This is a genomic window from Paenibacillus sp. FSL R5-0928 (genome assembly GCF_037970385.1).
GTDB classification, from domain to species: Bacteria; Bacillota; Bacilli; order Paenibacillales; family Paenibacillaceae; genus Paenibacillus_AQ; species Paenibacillus_AQ odorifer.
Genome location: NZ_CP150225.1, coordinates 7,175,429 through 7,190,617 on the forward strand (window position 1 = coordinate 7,175,429; position 15,189 = coordinate 7,190,617).

17 protein-coding genes and 1 tRNA gene are annotated in these 15,189 nt (G+C 42.2%); 2 read left to right on the top strand and 16 right to left on the bottom strand.

The genetic code is table 11. The features are described 5' to 3' along the window. Window positions 1-108: 108 nt before the first annotated feature. A complete protein-coding gene (locus tag MKZ16_RS32470; protein WP_036677774.1) occupies window positions 109-306 on the top strand; it encodes a YjzC family protein in 198 nt (65 codons plus the stop codon). A gap of 368 nt (window positions 307-674) precedes the next feature. Here the strand turns inward: MKZ16_RS32470 and MKZ16_RS32475 are convergent. The 4 genes from MKZ16_RS32475 to MKZ16_RS32490 form a co-directional block, all read right to left on the bottom strand. Beyond that, window positions 675-765 (bottom strand) — tRNA-Ser (locus MKZ16_RS32475). A 43-nt stretch (window positions 766-808) separates the two neighbouring features. After that, window positions 809-1,021: a DUF951 domain-containing protein gene (locus MKZ16_RS32480; RefSeq protein ID WP_036677772.1), complete on the bottom strand. Its 213-nt coding sequence runs from the start codon at window positions 1,019-1,021 to the stop codon at window positions 809-811. Beyond that, window positions 1,021-2,061, bottom strand: coding sequence for a mechanosensitive ion channel family protein (locus MKZ16_RS32485; RefSeq protein ID WP_051490990.1), 1,041 nt, complete (start codon window positions 2,059-2,061; stop codon window positions 1,021-1,023). The genes MKZ16_RS32480 and MKZ16_RS32485 overlap by 1 nt, the downstream gene beginning before the upstream one ends. A gap of 21 nt (window positions 2,062-2,082) precedes the next feature. Continuing rightward, window positions 2,083-2,328: a DUF3343 domain-containing protein gene (locus tag MKZ16_RS32490; protein ID WP_036677843.1), complete on the bottom strand. Its 246-nt coding sequence runs from the start codon at window positions 2,326-2,328 to the stop codon at window positions 2,083-2,085. 119 nt (window positions 2,329-2,447) lie between these two features. Here MKZ16_RS32490 and yyaC point away from each other — a divergent pair, with 119 nt between their 5' ends. Continuing rightward, window positions 2,448-3,056 carry a spore protease YyaC gene (yyaC, locus tag MKZ16_RS32495; protein WP_036677770.1) on the top strand — a complete coding sequence of 203 codons (609 nt, stop codon included), beginning with the start codon at window positions 2,448-2,450 and terminating at the stop codon, window positions 3,054-3,056. Here yyaC and MKZ16_RS32500 read toward each other — a convergent pair. The 12 genes from MKZ16_RS32500 to rpmH form a co-directional block, all read right to left on the bottom strand. Beyond that, window positions 3,028-3,528, bottom strand: coding sequence for a DUF4446 family protein (locus tag MKZ16_RS32500; protein WP_038573966.1), 501 nt, complete (start codon window positions 3,526-3,528; stop codon window positions 3,028-3,030). The genes yyaC and MKZ16_RS32500 overlap by 29 nt on opposite strands. A 36-nt stretch (window positions 3,529-3,564) precedes the next feature. Further along, entirely contained in the window at window positions 3,565-4,710 is a 1,146-nt protein-coding gene (locus tag MKZ16_RS32505) for an aminotransferase class V-fold PLP-dependent enzyme (RefSeq protein ID WP_076105181.1), read from the bottom strand. A gap of 197 nt (window positions 4,711-4,907) precedes the next feature. Then, window positions 4,908-5,750 carry a ParB/RepB/Spo0J family partition protein gene (locus tag MKZ16_RS32510; RefSeq protein ID WP_036677764.1) on the bottom strand — a complete coding sequence of 281 codons (843 nt, stop codon included), beginning with the start codon at window positions 5,748-5,750 and terminating at the stop codon, window positions 4,908-4,910. Beyond that, complete coding sequence (locus MKZ16_RS32515) at window positions 5,743-6,504, bottom strand: AAA family ATPase (RefSeq protein ID WP_036677762.1); 762 nt, start codon at window positions 6,502-6,504, stop codon at window positions 5,743-5,745. The genes MKZ16_RS32510 and MKZ16_RS32515 overlap by 8 nt, the downstream gene beginning before the upstream one ends. A gap of 178 nt (window positions 6,505-6,682) precedes the next feature. Then, entirely contained in the window at window positions 6,683-7,498 is an 816-nt protein-coding gene (gene noc, locus MKZ16_RS32520; protein WP_036677760.1) for a nucleoid occlusion protein, read from the bottom strand. A 413-nt stretch (window positions 7,499-7,911) separates the two neighbouring features. Next, a complete protein-coding gene (gene rsmG, locus MKZ16_RS32525; RefSeq protein WP_076105182.1) occupies window positions 7,912-8,637 on the bottom strand; it encodes a 16S rRNA (guanine(527)-N(7))-methyltransferase RsmG in 726 nt (241 codons plus the stop codon). 3 nt (window positions 8,638-8,640) lie between these two features. Further along, window positions 8,641-10,527, bottom strand: a complete 1,887-nt coding sequence (mnmG, locus tag MKZ16_RS32530; protein ID WP_036677754.1) for a tRNA uridine-5-carboxymethylaminomethyl(34) synthesis enzyme MnmG — start codon at window positions 10,525-10,527, stop codon at window positions 8,641-8,643. Window positions 10,528-10,566: 39 nt separating this feature from the next. After that, entirely contained in the window at window positions 10,567-11,943 is a 1,377-nt protein-coding gene (gene mnmE / locus MKZ16_RS32535; RefSeq protein WP_076099801.1) for a tRNA uridine-5-carboxymethylaminomethyl(34) synthesis GTPase MnmE, read from the bottom strand. Window positions 11,944-12,052: 109 nt separating this feature from the next. Then, complete coding sequence (gene jag / locus MKZ16_RS32540) at window positions 12,053-12,787, bottom strand: RNA-binding cell elongation regulator Jag/EloR (protein ID WP_036677749.1); 735 nt, start codon at window positions 12,785-12,787, stop codon at window positions 12,053-12,055. After that, window positions 12,784-13,653 carry a YidC/Oxa1 family membrane protein insertase gene (locus MKZ16_RS32545; protein ID WP_036677747.1) on the bottom strand — a complete coding sequence of 290 codons (870 nt, stop codon included), beginning with the start codon at window positions 13,651-13,653 and terminating at the stop codon, window positions 12,784-12,786. The genes jag and MKZ16_RS32545 overlap by 4 nt, the downstream gene beginning before the upstream one ends. Window positions 13,654-13,739: 86 nt before the next feature. Continuing rightward, window positions 13,740-14,090, bottom strand: a complete 351-nt coding sequence (gene rnpA, locus MKZ16_RS32550; protein WP_036677842.1) for a ribonuclease P protein component — start codon at window positions 14,088-14,090, stop codon at window positions 13,740-13,742. A gap of 289 nt (window positions 14,091-14,379) precedes the next feature. Then, window positions 14,380-14,514, bottom strand: coding sequence for a 50S ribosomal protein L34 (gene rpmH, locus MKZ16_RS32555; protein WP_036677745.1), 135 nt, complete (start codon window positions 14,512-14,514; stop codon window positions 14,380-14,382). Window positions 14,515-15,189 lie beyond the last annotated feature (675 nt).

Here is a 15,189-nt window from a genome sequence, read left to right on the forward strand (position 1 = left end):
AGCAATATTAATACCGGACAACCCTCCACCCTCTTTTTACATGAAAAAAACCCTACCTGCGCACAATAATCAGTGAATTCATCTGCACTTAAGGAAGGAGCGATAATGATGGGCGAAAAGACGGAATATGAAAAAGGCGACAAAGCCCCCAATCCAGGCATGTATACAGAGGTAGGTGAAGCGCGAAGCTTCCATACCGAAATTCAGAATCCACAGCATATTAAAATGGAAAAAGGGGATACCTTCCCCGAGACCAGTAACAAAAATCGGAAGTGGAAAAAGGTTGAAAAAGCACGTGTACATTAATTAAAAATAAATGTGTATAAAAAAACCGACATTACACCATACTATTCTCAGGCAGTACAAAAGAGAGGTGTGGTTCCGTTGGCCGTCGTAGACGAACACAATCACAGGATATCTGATTCAGCATCTATTGTTAGCTGGGAATAGTAGTGGGTTATTGTCTAAAAAGCAGTAACCTCAGCAACGCCTAAATCACTTTAGTAGCTATATACAGAGAAATTCCAACATCATTGATGTACTGCCTCTTAAAGAAGGACCCGAAAGGGCCCTTCTTTTTGCATGTTATGATCTTTTGCAAACAGCTCATTGGACACAAAAAAACCTCCGTTACAGGAACGAAGGATTCATTAAAATGTTATATTATGCTGAAGTGGCGGAGAGGGTGGGATTCGAACCCACGCACGCTGTGACACGCCTAACTGATTTCGAGTCAGCCCCCTTGGGCCTCTTGGGTACCTCTCCGCAGCAAAAATAATTGTATCATGCAGACATGCCATTTGCAAGCTTAATTATTGTCTGTATTTCCCTCTGCAGAACGCAGTACCTTCTTCATATTCTTCTCGAATTTCGCCCGGGGAATCAGAACACTGTGCTGACATCCTGTACACTTAATGCGGATATCCATCCCCATACGAATGATCTCCATCTCATTAGATCCGCAAGGATGCTGTTTCTTCATCTGTACAATATCTCCAAGCTGAAAAACTTTACGTTCCACTACCCTTCCCCCTTTTTCCCCTCTTGTGTAGCTGCGATTTGGCGTCTTGATCCAGTGTCAGGCGTATCCGATACTTCCTGCTCATTTTCTGTTTTTCCCAGTTCAATTTCAGCCTTTGCTTCTTCTTCTGCCTTCAAACGAGCTTCCTCTTCGGCTTGAGCAGCTTGAGCCTGCTCTAGACTGCTTAGTTTCTCTAGTGCCTGCTTAATATCATTCTGAATCTGTCTCTCCGCAACCTCTTTTGCATTGGGTAAACAGCTAGCCGCTATACGAATTACATATTCCGAAGTACTCATGGACTGTATACCGAGCACATTAGGATAAGCAAGCACATTAGAGTTACGCTCTTCTATTCCCTTTAACGCTTCTCCAATCAAACCTAGCGTGGCCTCCAAGCTGCGCTCCATTTTTACAGGAACATCAACTACAGCCAATGCATTCGAGAGAGAATAATTGGTCACGTTCGTGATTAATCCATTCGGGATAATAAATACTTCTCCAGTTGTGCTTAACAGCCTGGTTGTTCGCAGTCCGATTAATTCTACAGTTCCTTTATAGGTACCTGTTTGAATCACATCACCCACTGCAAATTGATCCTCTAAAATAATAAAGAAACCTGTAATAACATCCTTCACCAAACTTTGCGCCCCAAAACCTACTGCTAAACCAAGTACACCCGCTCCAGCCAACAATGGTGCCAAATCGAAGTGGAACTCAGAAAGCACGAGCATGATCATCACAAAATTACAGATAACTGTCACTACATTTTTCATCAATTCCCCAACCGTAGTAAACCTTCGTGTGTTGGACAGAAGTCTGCCACCGGTTTTACGCTCAAGCGAACGATCAATAATATTAGAAACAATTTTAATAATAACCCGGGTTAAGAGAAAAATAACAAGAATCCGTAGACCCGCAAATAATACATCCGCCCACATATCAGCATCGGTAAACCAATTCCACACCTTATCTTTAAAGCGAATGGCATCTTTTAATGTATCCGCACCGGGTGTATCAGCCTCCAGTATCCACATATTCATCGCATGTACTCCTCCCTACCCCTAAATCAGTATGTAGTTCTCGTTGTGTTTTCCGTAAATGCCGCGTATTTCTATTTCTTGCTCAACTATAATCTTTTTTACCTCTTCCAGCGCATTTTGAAAAAACTGAATTGAAATTGCACAGCCTGCGGTGATTTCCTTCGGAGTTGGAAATATATCAATTTCTATTTCAGCATACTCAAGCAGCATTTCAGCACGAAGCGCCTGCTGGGTGGAGTCAAACGCTATTAACATCTCATCCTGCATATACGTCAAGCCTCTCCATAGGTTTATCGTCCTATCTCTTGCTGCTGTAGTATAAAACCCCTCTTCTATCCATATACTAGATACCAACAAATAGAATCACCTTTAGAAAGGAAGATGGTATGAACTCCTCATCCAAGGCTACAGCAGCGCAAGAAACGTCCTGTTTAAAAATATCACATACAGATCCCGATATCTATTCCGCAATTACTCATCGGCTACTTTTTCACTTTTCACGCACGCGTCCAGAGACTCAAATTATCGTCATCTGTGTAGGCACTGATCGCTCCACCGGAGATTCTCTCGGTCCTCTTGTTGGTACTGCATTATCCCGTTTTCATAGCCCGTTGTTTCATTTATACGGTACCCTTGAGGAACCGGTTCATGCCGTCAATCTTGAAGAGACTTTGTCGCTAATTAATGAAAAATATAATAACCCGTTTGTCATCGGAATAGATGCCTGCTTAGGTCACTCTACTAGTGTTGGCTGCATCCAAGTCGTTGAAGGCCCCCTCAGACCAGGAGCTGGCGTAAATAAACAATTGCCGCCGGTTGGGGATATCCATTTGACTGGAATCGTTAATGTCGGCGGCTTTATGGAGTATTTCGTATTGCAGAATACACGGCTAAGTCTAGTCATGCGATTATCTGATATTATCGCTACAAGTCTATATTCTGCTTTAAAACAATGGAACCTACATGCTACTTCTGCTGCAACGCGAGAGTTATAACTTCTTTCTCTTCCGGCGATAAGGCATATTGTGACTCTCCATTTTGCATAGGCTTGGAGTAAATATATGAGTTCTCACGATTATGAAGGCTGGTTAATACAATGCCACTGCTATTGTCATCCAGAATAGCCACCGAGAAGCTCAAATCATTACCACGTTCACCGAAGGCATTATAACGCTTGAGAGCTATATTTGACTTCATGCTGCGGATTTTGACTTGGGTAGCTTCTATCAACGCTTTTTGCTCACGTTGTTCTTCTTCCAGCATGTCGCTTTGGTTCTTCAGATCAACCAGAAGGCCTTCCAGATCCTCCACACCGCTTCCTGCCATCATGGCCTCATATTTGCGCCGTATAGTCCGCAACTTAGCTCCCTGGGCGATTACAGTCACTATCAGTACTAGCATAATTACTACGAAACCAAACACAAACCACTGCAACTGTTCATTAATTAATTGATTCATTTCAGACATGAATGGACCATCCTTTTTATTTATCTGCTGCGGGCATCAGCCATATAACTCATCCATAGCAGCTAGCATTCTGCTTATATTATGCTCTATTGTATCTACGCCTACACTCGCCCGAACAGCACCACTTTCTAGTGTATCAACAGCCTTATGTGCCAGTGGGGTACAATGCATACCCGCTCTGACGGCTATTTTATACTCACGATCTAGACGGTGGGCTATATTCGCCGATTCTTCCCCATCCACTACAAACGACACAATTCCAGTTCTCGGAGCCCCTAATGTGGGTCCTAATAGTTTAATGTTTGGAATATGGGACAACCCCTCCATCAGCAGTTGAGTCAGCTTCCACTCTCTTTCGTGGATAACGTTTGTCCCTATCGATTTTACCTTTTGAACACCGGCTAGTAAACCAGCAATTCCTACCGCATTTTGCGTTCCCGCTTCATACCGATCTGGGCGAACAGAGGGTTGTTCACTATTCTCAGATTGACTGCCTGTGCCTCCATGCATTAAGGGCTCGAGATCCAATTTAGGTGATATATAGAGTCCACCAGTCCCTTGTGGTCCAAGCAATCCTTTATGCCCAGGAAAAGCTAATAAGTCAATATTCATCTTTTTCACATCAATATCAAGCGAGCCTGCACTTTGAGCAGCATCCACTAGAAATATAGCACCCTTTGCTTTAGTTAGATCTCCGATTTCACCAATGGGAAGTATACTACCTAGTAAGTTGGAGCTATGATTACAAATTACCATTTTAGTGTTTGGTCGAAACGTTTTGCCCAATTCCTTCAAATCCAATTGACCCGCCCGATCCACCTTCAGATAATCAACACTTATCCCTAGTGACTTACGTAAATATTCCAAAGGTCTCCGCACAGAATTGTGTTCAGTCATTGTAGAGATTACATGGTCCCCTGCTTTGAGCGTACCTCTAATCGCCATATTTAATGACATCGTAGTGTTTTGGGTAAACGCTATGTCTTGTGCATTAGAAACCCCAAACAACTCCGCCAGCAAACTCCGGGCTCTCACCAACACCCGTCCGCTTCCCATGGCCAGCGAATAATTTCCTCTGCCAGCATTTGCTCCCGACTGCAAAGCATTCATCATCGCAGCTGCCACCTCTGGAGGTTTAGGCCAGGACGTAGCCGCATGATCCAAATATACGAAGTCTTCCATAACCCCGCTCCTCGTCTCATACTCTTTTTCATTAAGAAGAAATAACGTTGTCACCCTTTATTGATAATAACCTTATCTGTAGAAAATATAAGGATAATATTCAGCTCTACTTTATACATCCTTATATTTTGAAAAAACATACCCCTACTTATCCGATTACGGATAGCTCAGGATATGTTCTTGGCATAGATACCCATTTAGTTACCCAATAATTCCAACAGTCTTTCTAAGTCCTGCGCACTGTAGTAATTCAGTTCAATCTTCCCTTTTTCCTTACCTTGTTTTATCTTAACCGTTGTTTTAAACCGTTCACGCAATACTTCCTCTACATTATCAATATAGGGATCACGTTTAACAACTTTAATCTTTGTACCGTTCGTTGGCTTTCGATCCAGATTTTTCACCGTTTCTTCAAGCTCTCTTACGCTCCATTGCTGTTCCACGCATTGTTCAGCCAATTGTTTAATAACTTCCGGATCTTTCAAGGCAACAATAGCTCGCGCATGTCCCATAGACATTGTTCCACGTGAAACATATTCTTTTACTTCTTCCGGTAAAGTAAGCAATCTTAGGAAGTTGGCGATGTGTGATCTGGACTTCCCAACTTTCAGAGATAGCTCTTCTTGTGTGAGTGAAAATTGATCCATCAAACCTTGATAAGCAACTGCGATTTCCATGGCGTTTAAATTTTCACGTTGCAAGTTCTCAATCAGGGCGATCTCCATAACCTGTTGATCACTTAGATTTCTTACGACTGCTGGAATCGTAGGTTTACCACAATATTGCGAAGCCCGGAATCTGCGTTCCCCGGCAATGATTTCATACCCCTTCAAAACACTCCGTACAATGATCGGTTGAATCACGCCATGTTGTCTGATGGACTCAGCCAATTCCTGGATTGCTTCTTCATTGAAATCCTTGCGTGGTTGATAAGGGTTAGCCCGTAATTGAGCTAATGGGATTTCTACTACCTTATCATCTTCATTAATAGATAAAGAAGGAATCAGAGCATCCAGACCTTTCCCTAAACGTTTACTCATAAGAAATCACTTCCTTTGCCAACTCTAAATACACTTCTGCTCCCTTTGAGCGAGGATCATAAGTAATAATGGATTGTCCATGAGACGGTGCCTCACTTAAGCGAACATTCCGAGGAATGATAGTTCTGTAAACTTTTTCCTGAAAATACTTTTTAACCTCTTCGATGACTTGGATCCCTAGATTCGTACGGGCATCCAACATGGTTAATAGTACTCCCTCTATTTTTAAATGCGGATTAAGATTTTTTTGCACTAGACGCACAGTGTTTAAAAGCTGACTCAACCCTTCGAGCGCATAATATTCACATTGAATCGGAATGATTACCGAATCAGCAGCTGTAAGGGAATTGATCGTCAAAATCCCAAGGGATGGAGGACAATCAATGATGATGTAGTCATAATTATTTTTAACCGCATTTAGGGCTTTTTTCAATTTCAACTCTCTGGAAATCGTTGATACTAATTCGATCTCCGCCCCCGCTAATTGAATGGTCGCCGGGATGATGTGCAGTCCTTCATTTTGAGTTTCGAGTATCGTTTCTAGAGGATTTACTTCATTAATGAGAATGTCATATATACAATTCGCTACGTCCGCCTTGTTGATGCCAACGCCGCTGGTAGTGTTGCCTTGAGGATCGATATCAACTAGAAGCACTCTTTTTCCTAATGTAGCCATACCGGCACCTAGGTTCACAGAGGATGTTGTTTTACCGACACCGCCTTTTTGATTTGCTATGGCAATAATCTTGGACACTAATTTCACCTCGAATAGTTAGGAAGAATCTTCTCGTAGATCGCAAGTACAAACGGCCAAACTATGTTACTTTATATAGGCTAAAACTCTAAAATGCAGGACTGAGCAATACATCCTGGTTCAAGTCACACAAAAGGCGGCCAATCACTTTAAGGCCGCCTTCAGCTTTTGAAACAATTTATCTTTTGGGGATTTGGATTACAATCTCGTAATGGTCACCACGGTCATTTTCTGACGTTTTGATTTCCATACCTGAGCCTGACACCATATCAATAGATTGACGAATTGTATTAAGAGCTAGACGAACATCCTTGGTATAGGAGACCCGTTTTGACTTTTTAGTTTGTGAGACTTGTTTATAGAAAGCAATACGAGCTTCCGTCTGTTTAACATTTAATCCTTTTGCAATAATCTCTGCCAAAACTTTTAATTGCATTTCCACACTATCCAGTGATAAGAGTGAACGCGCATGTCTTTCGGAAATCTGACGTTCCATCAATGCTGTCTTAACCTCTTCAGGTAAGTGGAGTAAACGAATCTTATTCGCTATAGTCGACTGACTCTTGCCTAAGCGTTGTGCTAAGCTTTCTTGTGTTAATTGATGAAGATCAATTAACTTCTGATAAGCGACAGCTTCTTCTATGGAGGTCAAACCTTCACGCTGTAGATTTTCTATGAGCGCAATAGATGCAGCCTGCGAATCATTGAACTCACGGACAATAGCAGGGATCGTCTCTAAACCAAGCTTTTTAACTGCCCGCCAGCGCCGTTCACCTGCGATGATCTCATATATAGAATCTCGCATACGGACAACAATAGGCTGAATGACACCATGAGTTTTAATTGTCTGACATAACTCATCAATTTTGTCATCATCGAATATAGTCCGTGGTTGGTAAGGACTGCTAACGACCTCATGAACTGGTATTTGTTTGATTTCTTCTCCGCTGCTCCGCTCGTTAAACCCAAATAGCTTGGTAAATTGTTCTTTCATTCCGTTCATAACCACCTAATTTCGTTATAGTACGATCTTCTTGACCTTCTTCACGGAAAGCATATCGTACAGCAATCTAAAACATTCTGATATTATGGAATTACCTATAATGAACAGGCATCATAATCTCTCCTTCTTTCGAACAAGAGTACAGAGAAGGAGTTATATACAAAATTAAAGTCTACTATGCTATTCTATCACTTTTCTCTACATAATCATATTCTCCGTAAAGACCTATTTTTCCTGCATTTTTACAGGTGCACAACCAAATCAGCTTATAAATCTAATTTTCATCTAAATTGATATTTATCGATTTTTGTTATCATCATCTTCATAAAAAAAGAGCATTCCCTTTGTTCAAAGGGAATGCTCTTAAAGGAACTTTGAGTATCGGCAATGTTTCACGTGAAACATTATTTCATCAATGGCGTTTTGGCAGGAATTCCCGCTTTTCTTGGATATTTAGCTGGTGTTGCTCCTGTCTTACGGATCATAACAATATGTCGATCCGACTCCTCCACTGGTAAGCTGAACGACTCCACTTTGCTGAGTTCAGCACGAAGCTCTTTTAAGCTGTACTTAGCTTCGCTTAATTCCTCTGAAGGATCGCTGCCCTTCATTGCAGCGAACACCCCATCTTTGCGTGTGAAGGGAAGACAAAATTCATTCAATAAAGACAGTCTTGCTACCGCACGTGCTGTAACCAAATCATAGGCATCACGATGAGTGAACTTGCGCGCGACATCCTCTGCCCGCCCATGGATCAATTGTACATCAGTTAATCCCAATGTCGTACTTACATGCTGCAGAAATGAAATTCGTTTATTGAGCGAATCAACAATCGTTAGCTTCAAATGAGGAAAACATATTTTAAGTGGAATTCCTGGAAAACCAGCTCCTGAACCGATATCTGCGAGATTGGTGATCTCGTTAATATCAAGGAAAAAAGCTAATGAAATAGAATCATAGAAATGCTTCGTATATACCTGCTCTCGCTCAGTTATACCCGTGAGATTCATTTTTTCATTCCAGGATACGAGTTCCTTATAATATAGATCAAATTGTGCTAACTGTTCTGCTGTAAGGGATATGCCTCGTTCCTGTAATAGTTGTGTGAATTGAACTTCCGTATTATCCATAGCTTATCCTTTCGCCGCGGTTACCCGGTTGTAATGCTCAAGATATACAAGAAGAATGGAAATATCAGCAGGTGTAACTCCCGCAATCCGAGAAGCCTGCCCGATAGAGATCGGGTGAATCTTAGTCAGCTTCTGCCGCGCTTCCATCGCTAATCCATGGATTTCATTATAATTAATGTCATCTGGAATTTTCTTCTTCTCCATCTTTTGCAGGCGCTCCACATGTTGAAGTTGTTTTTCTATATATCCGGCATATTTAATTTGGATTTCTACTTGCTCTTTCATTTCTGCATCCAGCATCTCTGGTGATGGTGATACTTGATCAACAAAACTATATACAAGCTCTGGGCGCCGCATCAGAACAAGCAAATTGCTACCATCTACAATAGGTGCCGATTCATATTGCGCTAGTACTTGATTTACATCAACAGGTTTAACCTTTGTTTCTTGCAGACGAACAATTTCACGCTCCACCCGTTCTTTCTTATCTGTGAAGTTATCAAACCGTTCCTGTGTGATCAAACCAATGTCGTAACCGATAGGTGTAAGTCTTAGATCTGCATTGTCATGGCGAAGCAACAAACGATATTCTGCACGTGAAGTAAGCAGACGGTATGGTTCATTCGTTCCCTTAGTCACGAGATCATCAATGAGTACACCAATGTATCCCTGTGAACGATCTAGAATTACGGGTTCTTTGTCTTGCACTTTGCGTGCTGCATTAATTCCAGCCATAACCCCTTGGCCTGCTGCTTCCTCATAACCGGAAGTGCCATTGATTTGTCCAGCAGTGAACAGACCTGGAAGACGTTTAGTTTCAAGAGATGGCCATAGCTGTGTAGGTACCATTGCATCATATTCAATAGCATAGCCGTTACGCATCATCTCTACCTTTTCCATACCAGGGATGGAACGTAAGATAGCTAGCTGTACATCCTCAGGAAGACTAGTGGACAGACCTTGTACATAGTATTCCGATGTATTTTTTCCCTCTGGCTCTAAAAAGATCTGATGCTTAGATTTATCACTGAATCTTACGACCTTATCTTCTATAGAAGGGCAATAACGTGGGCCAGTTCCTTCGATAATACCTGTGAACATTGGCGCACGATGAAGGTTATCATTAATAATCTGATGAGTAACCTCAGAGGTATACGTTAACCAACAAGGAAGTTGTTCGTTATCGGATGATTTCGTTTCGAACGAAAAGAATTTCGGTTCATCGTCACCTGGTTGAATTTCTGTCTTAGAGAAATCGATCGTATCACGATGTACACGTGGTGGAGTACCTGTTTTAAAACGCACCAATTCAAACCCAAGCTCCCGCAAATTCTCAGAAAGCTTCACGGATGGCTGTTGATTGTTAGGTCCACTTTCATATGTTAGCTCACCCATAATCACTTTACCGCGCAGGTAAGTACCTGTTGTCAGGATAACAGTCTTACTATGGTATTCGGTGCCAGTCTTCGTAACTACACCTACACAACGTCCATCCTCAACGATTAAACGCTCAACCATCCCTTGACGAAGTGTCAAATTAGGCGTTTTCTCCATAGTTTCCTTCATTGTATGTTGATAAAGGAATTTATCAGCTTGTGCACGTAAAGCATGTACTGCTGGTCCTTTACCTGTATTCAGCATACGCAGTTGAATGAATGTCTTATCTATATTGCGGCCCATTTCTCCGCCAAGCGCATCAATTTCACGCACTACATGTCCTTTGGCAGGTCCGCCTATGGACGGATTGCAGGGCATGAATGCAACCATATCCAGGTTAATTGTGATCATTAACGTACTGCAACCCATCCGGGCTGCAGCCAGTGCTGCTTCACAGCCAGCATGACCAGCGCCAATGACGATAACGTCATAGTTGCCTCCATCATAACTCATGTCCTGTTTCCCCCTTGAAATTATATTAAATCGTGAATCTTATTTTCCTAAACAAAATTGTGAGAATATTTGGTCTAACAAAGAGTCAGCTGCAGTATCGCCAATTATTTCCCCAAGCTGTTCCCATGCGAGCCGTACATCGATTTGAATCATATCAATCGGTATATACTGTTCTGCAGCATCGTATGCATCTTGAAGTGATTTATAGGCTTTTTTGAGCAGGGCTATATGTCTCACATTACTCACATATGTCAAGTCACCCGATTCCAGCTTTCCACCAAAAAAGAGTGTCGAAATGGCATCTTCAAGTTTGTCTAGACCTTCCTCTTCCAGAACGGACATCGGTACAATGTTAGACTCCTCAAAAAACGAGAGCAACTTATCCTTATCCAGTTTGGACGGTAAGTCCATTTTATTCATGATTACTAGGCACTGTCTACCGTGTATTTGTTCCATCAATGCCAATTCATCCTCATGCAGCTCTTCATTAGCATTCAGCACAAGTAGAATCAGGTCGGCGTCACTAACTGCCGCTTTGGAGCGCTCCACCCCAATTTTCTCAACAACATCCATCGTTTCACGAATTCCCGCAGTATCGAGCAGCTTAAGCGGTATATTATTTATCGTTATAAATTCTTCTATTACATCACGTGTTGTTCCCGGAATATCTGTTACAATCGCTTTATTCTCACGAGCTAATGCATTTAGCAATGATGATTTACCAACGTTCGGACGTCCGACAATAGCTGTCGTAATCCCTTCACGAAGTATTTTTCCTTCATTAGATGTCTTAAGCAGCTTTGTTATTCCCTCCATAACCTCACTGCTTTTATCTTTAATAAATTCAGCTGTCATGGATTCTACATCATGTTCTGGATAATCTATATTCACTTCAATATGAGCCAGCATCTCAATAAGTGTGTGGCGTAAAGCATGAATTCGATCCGATAAGGATCCGCTAACCTGTTTTAAAGCTACAGAAAAAGCCCGGTCAGACTTAGAGCGAATCAGATCAATAACAGCCTCAGCCTGCGATAAATCGATACGTCCGCCCAAGAAAGCACGCTTGGTGAACTCCCCCGGCTCGGCTAACCTTATCTCCTGCTGCAGAAGTAAGTCCATCACTCTTCTTACAGAAATTACACCGCCATGAGCACTGATCTCTACTACATCCTCGGTCGTAAAAGAACGTGGTCCTTTCATAACGGTTACCAACACTTCTTCCATCTTCTCTCCGTTATCAGGACTGACGATATGTCCGTAATGAACGGTATGCGATTCCGCTTCAGTTAATGGAATTCGGCTGCGAAATAATGGTGCCACTTGGGAAATAGCCTGTGGGCCACTTACCCGAATAATAGCAATTCCTCCCTCGCCTAATGCCGTCGATACGGCAGCAATGGTGTCACTAAGCATGCTGTTTTTCACCCCAAAACTTATATTTTTTGAATAGAAACGTTCTTTTATTTTTAAAAAAACAATGACCCCTTACATTGGTCAAGGAGTCATTGCATCCATATAGTCTTTACTTCAAGGTTATAACGACGCGGCGATTTGGCTCTTCGCCTTTACTGAGGGTACTCACTTGCCGATGATCCTGTAACCTGGAGTGGATAATCTTGCGCTCCTGAGGAGACATTGGCTCCAGTACTACCTCTTTACGAGTGCGAATTACACGTCCGGCTAAACGATCAGCCAGCTCTTCAAGCGTTTTTTTACGGCGCTCACGGAAGTTCTCTGCATCTAACACAAGCCGTATAAAACTGTCGGAATAACGGTTAGCTACAATATTAGCCAAATACTGTAGAGCATCGAGAGTTTGTCCTCTTCTGCCAATTAACAGTCCCAAATCTGGACCGGAAATTTGCAGAATCGTGGATTCCTTGGTGTGGACGATTTCTACCTCCACTTCGAGCCCCATGCTCTTAGCGACATCCACAATGAAATGAACGGCTTCTTGGTAAGCTTCCTCCACCGGTTGTCCGGAATCTTGGCGTGGCACACCGCCGATGGCCTCCTGTTTGCTCTCTCTTGCTGACTGTTGAGGCAGTGACGGAGCACTCGCCGCTGATGCCGGTGCGGCTTCGGCTATCAAGGTTAGTTCAACCTTGGCACCTTTCGCACCGATCAATCCCAGGAATCCTCTTGATGGCTGCTCAAGTACGTTGACCGTTACCCGGTCCTTTTGAACTCCAAGCTGGGTTAGTCCCCGTTCTACAGCTTCTTCAATGGTTTTCCCTGTTGCGACGACTTTGCTCATTTTGACTTTTTGGCTCCCTTCGATGACTTGTTGCCGCCTTTGCTCTTCGGAGCAGGACTGGAGTCATCTGTACTTTTTACAGCACTTGCGATTGCCAATTTGTGTTTATCGTTGTTGCGGTATAAGAAGTAGTTCTGAATAATAGTGTAAAGGTTACTGTACACCCAGTATAGTGGCAAGGCTGCAGGGAAGTTGTACGACATAACGAAGATCAGAACTGGATAGATCATCATCATGAACTGCATTGGCCCTTGTTGTTGCACTGGGTTCATTTTGGTCATCATTCTAGTTTGAATAAATGTTGTTAATGCTGCTAGCACTGGTAAGATAAACAGATGATCCGGTTTACCTAGCTCCAGCCACAAGAAGGTGTGCTCCCGTAGATGTGGATTATAGTAGATCGAGTTGTAGAGAGCGATAAAGATAGGCATTTGAACGATCAGCGGTAAACAACCCGCCATTGGGTTAACCTTGTTCTCTTGGAACAAACGCATTGTTTCTTGCTGCACCTTTTCAGGTGTGTCTTTATATTTTTTCTGGATCTTTTGGAGTTCCGGTTGAATGGCTTGCATTGCACGCGAGCTCTTCACCTGTTTAATAGTAAGCGGAAGAATCAACGTGCGGACAATAATAACCATCACAAGTACGGCTAAACCATATTCTCCGTTAAACCAATCTGCAAACTTGTCCAAGGCAATGGCGAAATAATACACTACATTACTTTGCCAGAAGCCTCCATTCTTCAAATCCTCCGTAGTGTGCGTAACAGCAGTCGACGGAGCGCATCCCGACAGAACAGCTAACGACAACACCATTACCGTGATGAGGAGAAACCATTTTCCTCGTCTAGTCTTCATTAGAGACACTTCAAAACCCCTCTCTTAAACATTCCATTCCACCGTAAATCATACCATAATTATGAATACAAATAAACAAGCCTCTTAAGCACCCTTTATTTGCGGGAAGCCTTGAGTAGCTTGGCTTTACGAAGCACATGCAGCACACTTTTTTCGAGCTCTGCATACTCCATGGAAAGCGCTCCTTTTCTTACGATAAACACCATGTCTAAGCCACCTGCAATCTCGGGTTCATGGTGACGGACGATTTCCTTAACTAATCTTCTCATACGGTTACGGACAACCGCGTTTCCGACCTTTTTGCTAACAGACACACCTACTCTAAATCGCTCTACCTCTTTTTTGCCAAACCAATACACTACAAATTGATGATTCGCAAATGACTTCCCATGGCGGTATACACGACTGAAGTCGGCACGGTTTCGTAAACGTAACTTTTTGTGCACGGGAATCTCCTTCATAAAAATCCGGTTTAAGTGTCCCTCCGAATTTTTTCTTCTAATAGTATAGGCATTTGCAAGCAGCCATAAACGACCACATTCACTGTGCTGAAATTAAGCTTCTATATATAGTAGGAAAAATAATTTCAACTTCTCACAAAATATTTCTCAATATACGTTAAATAGCCCCGCAAAGTGTAGCTAGCGCATTAAGCGAGATCCTAGACTTTTGCAGAGCAATAATAATAAAAAGCAGTAAAAAAAGACCACCGCAGTGGTCCCTTAGTGGCCTAACTTACGCACTCAAAACTTTTCTGCCTTTCAAGCGGCGAGCTGCCAGCACTTTACGGCCGTTTTTCGTGCTCATTCTTTTACGGAAACCGTGAACCTTACTACGTTTGCTCACATTTGGTCTAAATGTCGGTCTCATAATTGCACCTCCCTTACAGGAACTTAATTACTGTCATATAAGCAGAAACGGACTAAGCCGTCCTTATAGTAGGGACAGTATCTACAAGAATCATCATTTTTATATATCGAGACATATCCTTACAGAAAACACCTTTATATATTTAAACACATTTTATGAGCAAAAGTCAACCTAGTAACCGGCTTGTTCCTCCCCCTCAAGCTCAGGTGTTTATCCACAACTCTCCCCAGAAAAAAAGTAATCCACAAGATATGACAGTTATCCACCTGTGATCAAAAAATAAAGTCGACTGCTCACAGTTGAGCACAACCTGTGTATAAAATTATCGAACCTTTGGCGTAAAGTGTCGAACCGTAAACAAATTATCAACAATATGTAGTGGTGTTCCTAATAATTGTACACAAGTGCTTGAATTTGTGGATAAAATAGCCCTGCTCATTGAAAAATAAGGGGCGTTTTGCTATGATGGTATTACTTTTGAATGTGAATAGATTTGTTTGTTCTCTTAATTATCAACAAGCTGTGGATAAAGTTGTGAACAAATCAAATTTATCCATATTTTTTTGTCTCTTCATATTGCCTACTGGGGATAAATATCAGCACCAACCTATTTTCTTCGACATTTCCACTTCATGGCTGATGCCACATTTGGAAGATTTAAAGGAGTGACAGTCT

Excerpts from the sequence above, each read along its gene's own strand:
- MKZ16_RS32490 (WP_036677843.1), bottom strand. The coding sequence starts at position 2,328 with ATGCAGGATGAGATGTTAATAGCGTTTGACTCCACCCAGCAGGCGCTT.
- MKZ16_RS32505 (WP_076105181.1), bottom strand. The coding sequence starts at position 4,710 with ATGGAAGACTTCGTATATTTGGATCATGCGGCTACGTCCTGGCCTAAA.
- MKZ16_RS32485 (WP_051490990.1), bottom strand. The coding sequence starts at position 2,061 with ATGAATATGTGGATACTGGAGGCTGATACACCCGGTGCGGATACATTA.
- MKZ16_RS32470 (WP_036677774.1), top strand. The coding sequence starts at position 109 with ATGGGCGAAAAGACGGAATATGAAAAAGGCGACAAAGCCCCCAATCCA.
- rsmG (WP_076105182.1), bottom strand. The coding sequence starts at position 8,637 with ATGGATAATACGGAAGTTCAATTCACACAACTATTACAGGAACGAGGC.
- rpmH (WP_036677745.1), bottom strand. The coding sequence starts at position 14,514 with ATGAGACCGACATTTAGACCAAATGTGAGCAAACGTAGTAAGGTTCAC.
- yyaC (WP_036677770.1), top strand. The coding sequence starts at position 2,448 with ATGAACTCCTCATCCAAGGCTACAGCAGCGCAAGAAACGTCCTGTTTA.
- jag (WP_036677749.1), bottom strand. The coding sequence starts at position 12,787 with ATGAGCAAAGTCGTCGCAACAGGGAAAACCATTGAAGAAGCTGTAGAA.
- noc (WP_036677760.1), bottom strand. The coding sequence starts at position 7,498 with ATGAAAGAACAATTTACCAAGCTATTTGGGTTTAACGAGCGGAGCAGC.
- MKZ16_RS32500 (WP_038573966.1), bottom strand. The coding sequence starts at position 3,528 with ATGTCTGAAATGAATCAATTAATTAATGAACAGTTGCAGTGGTTTGTG.
- mnmE (WP_076099801.1), bottom strand. The coding sequence starts at position 11,943 with ATGCTTAGTGACACCATTGCTGCCGTATCGACGGCATTAGGCGAGGGA.
- mnmG (WP_036677754.1), bottom strand. The coding sequence starts at position 10,527 with ATGAGTTATGATGGAGGCAACTATGACGTTATCGTCATTGGCGCTGGT.
- MKZ16_RS32510 (WP_036677764.1), bottom strand. The coding sequence starts at position 5,750 with ATGAGTAAACGTTTAGGGAAAGGTCTGGATGCTCTGATTCCTTCTTTA.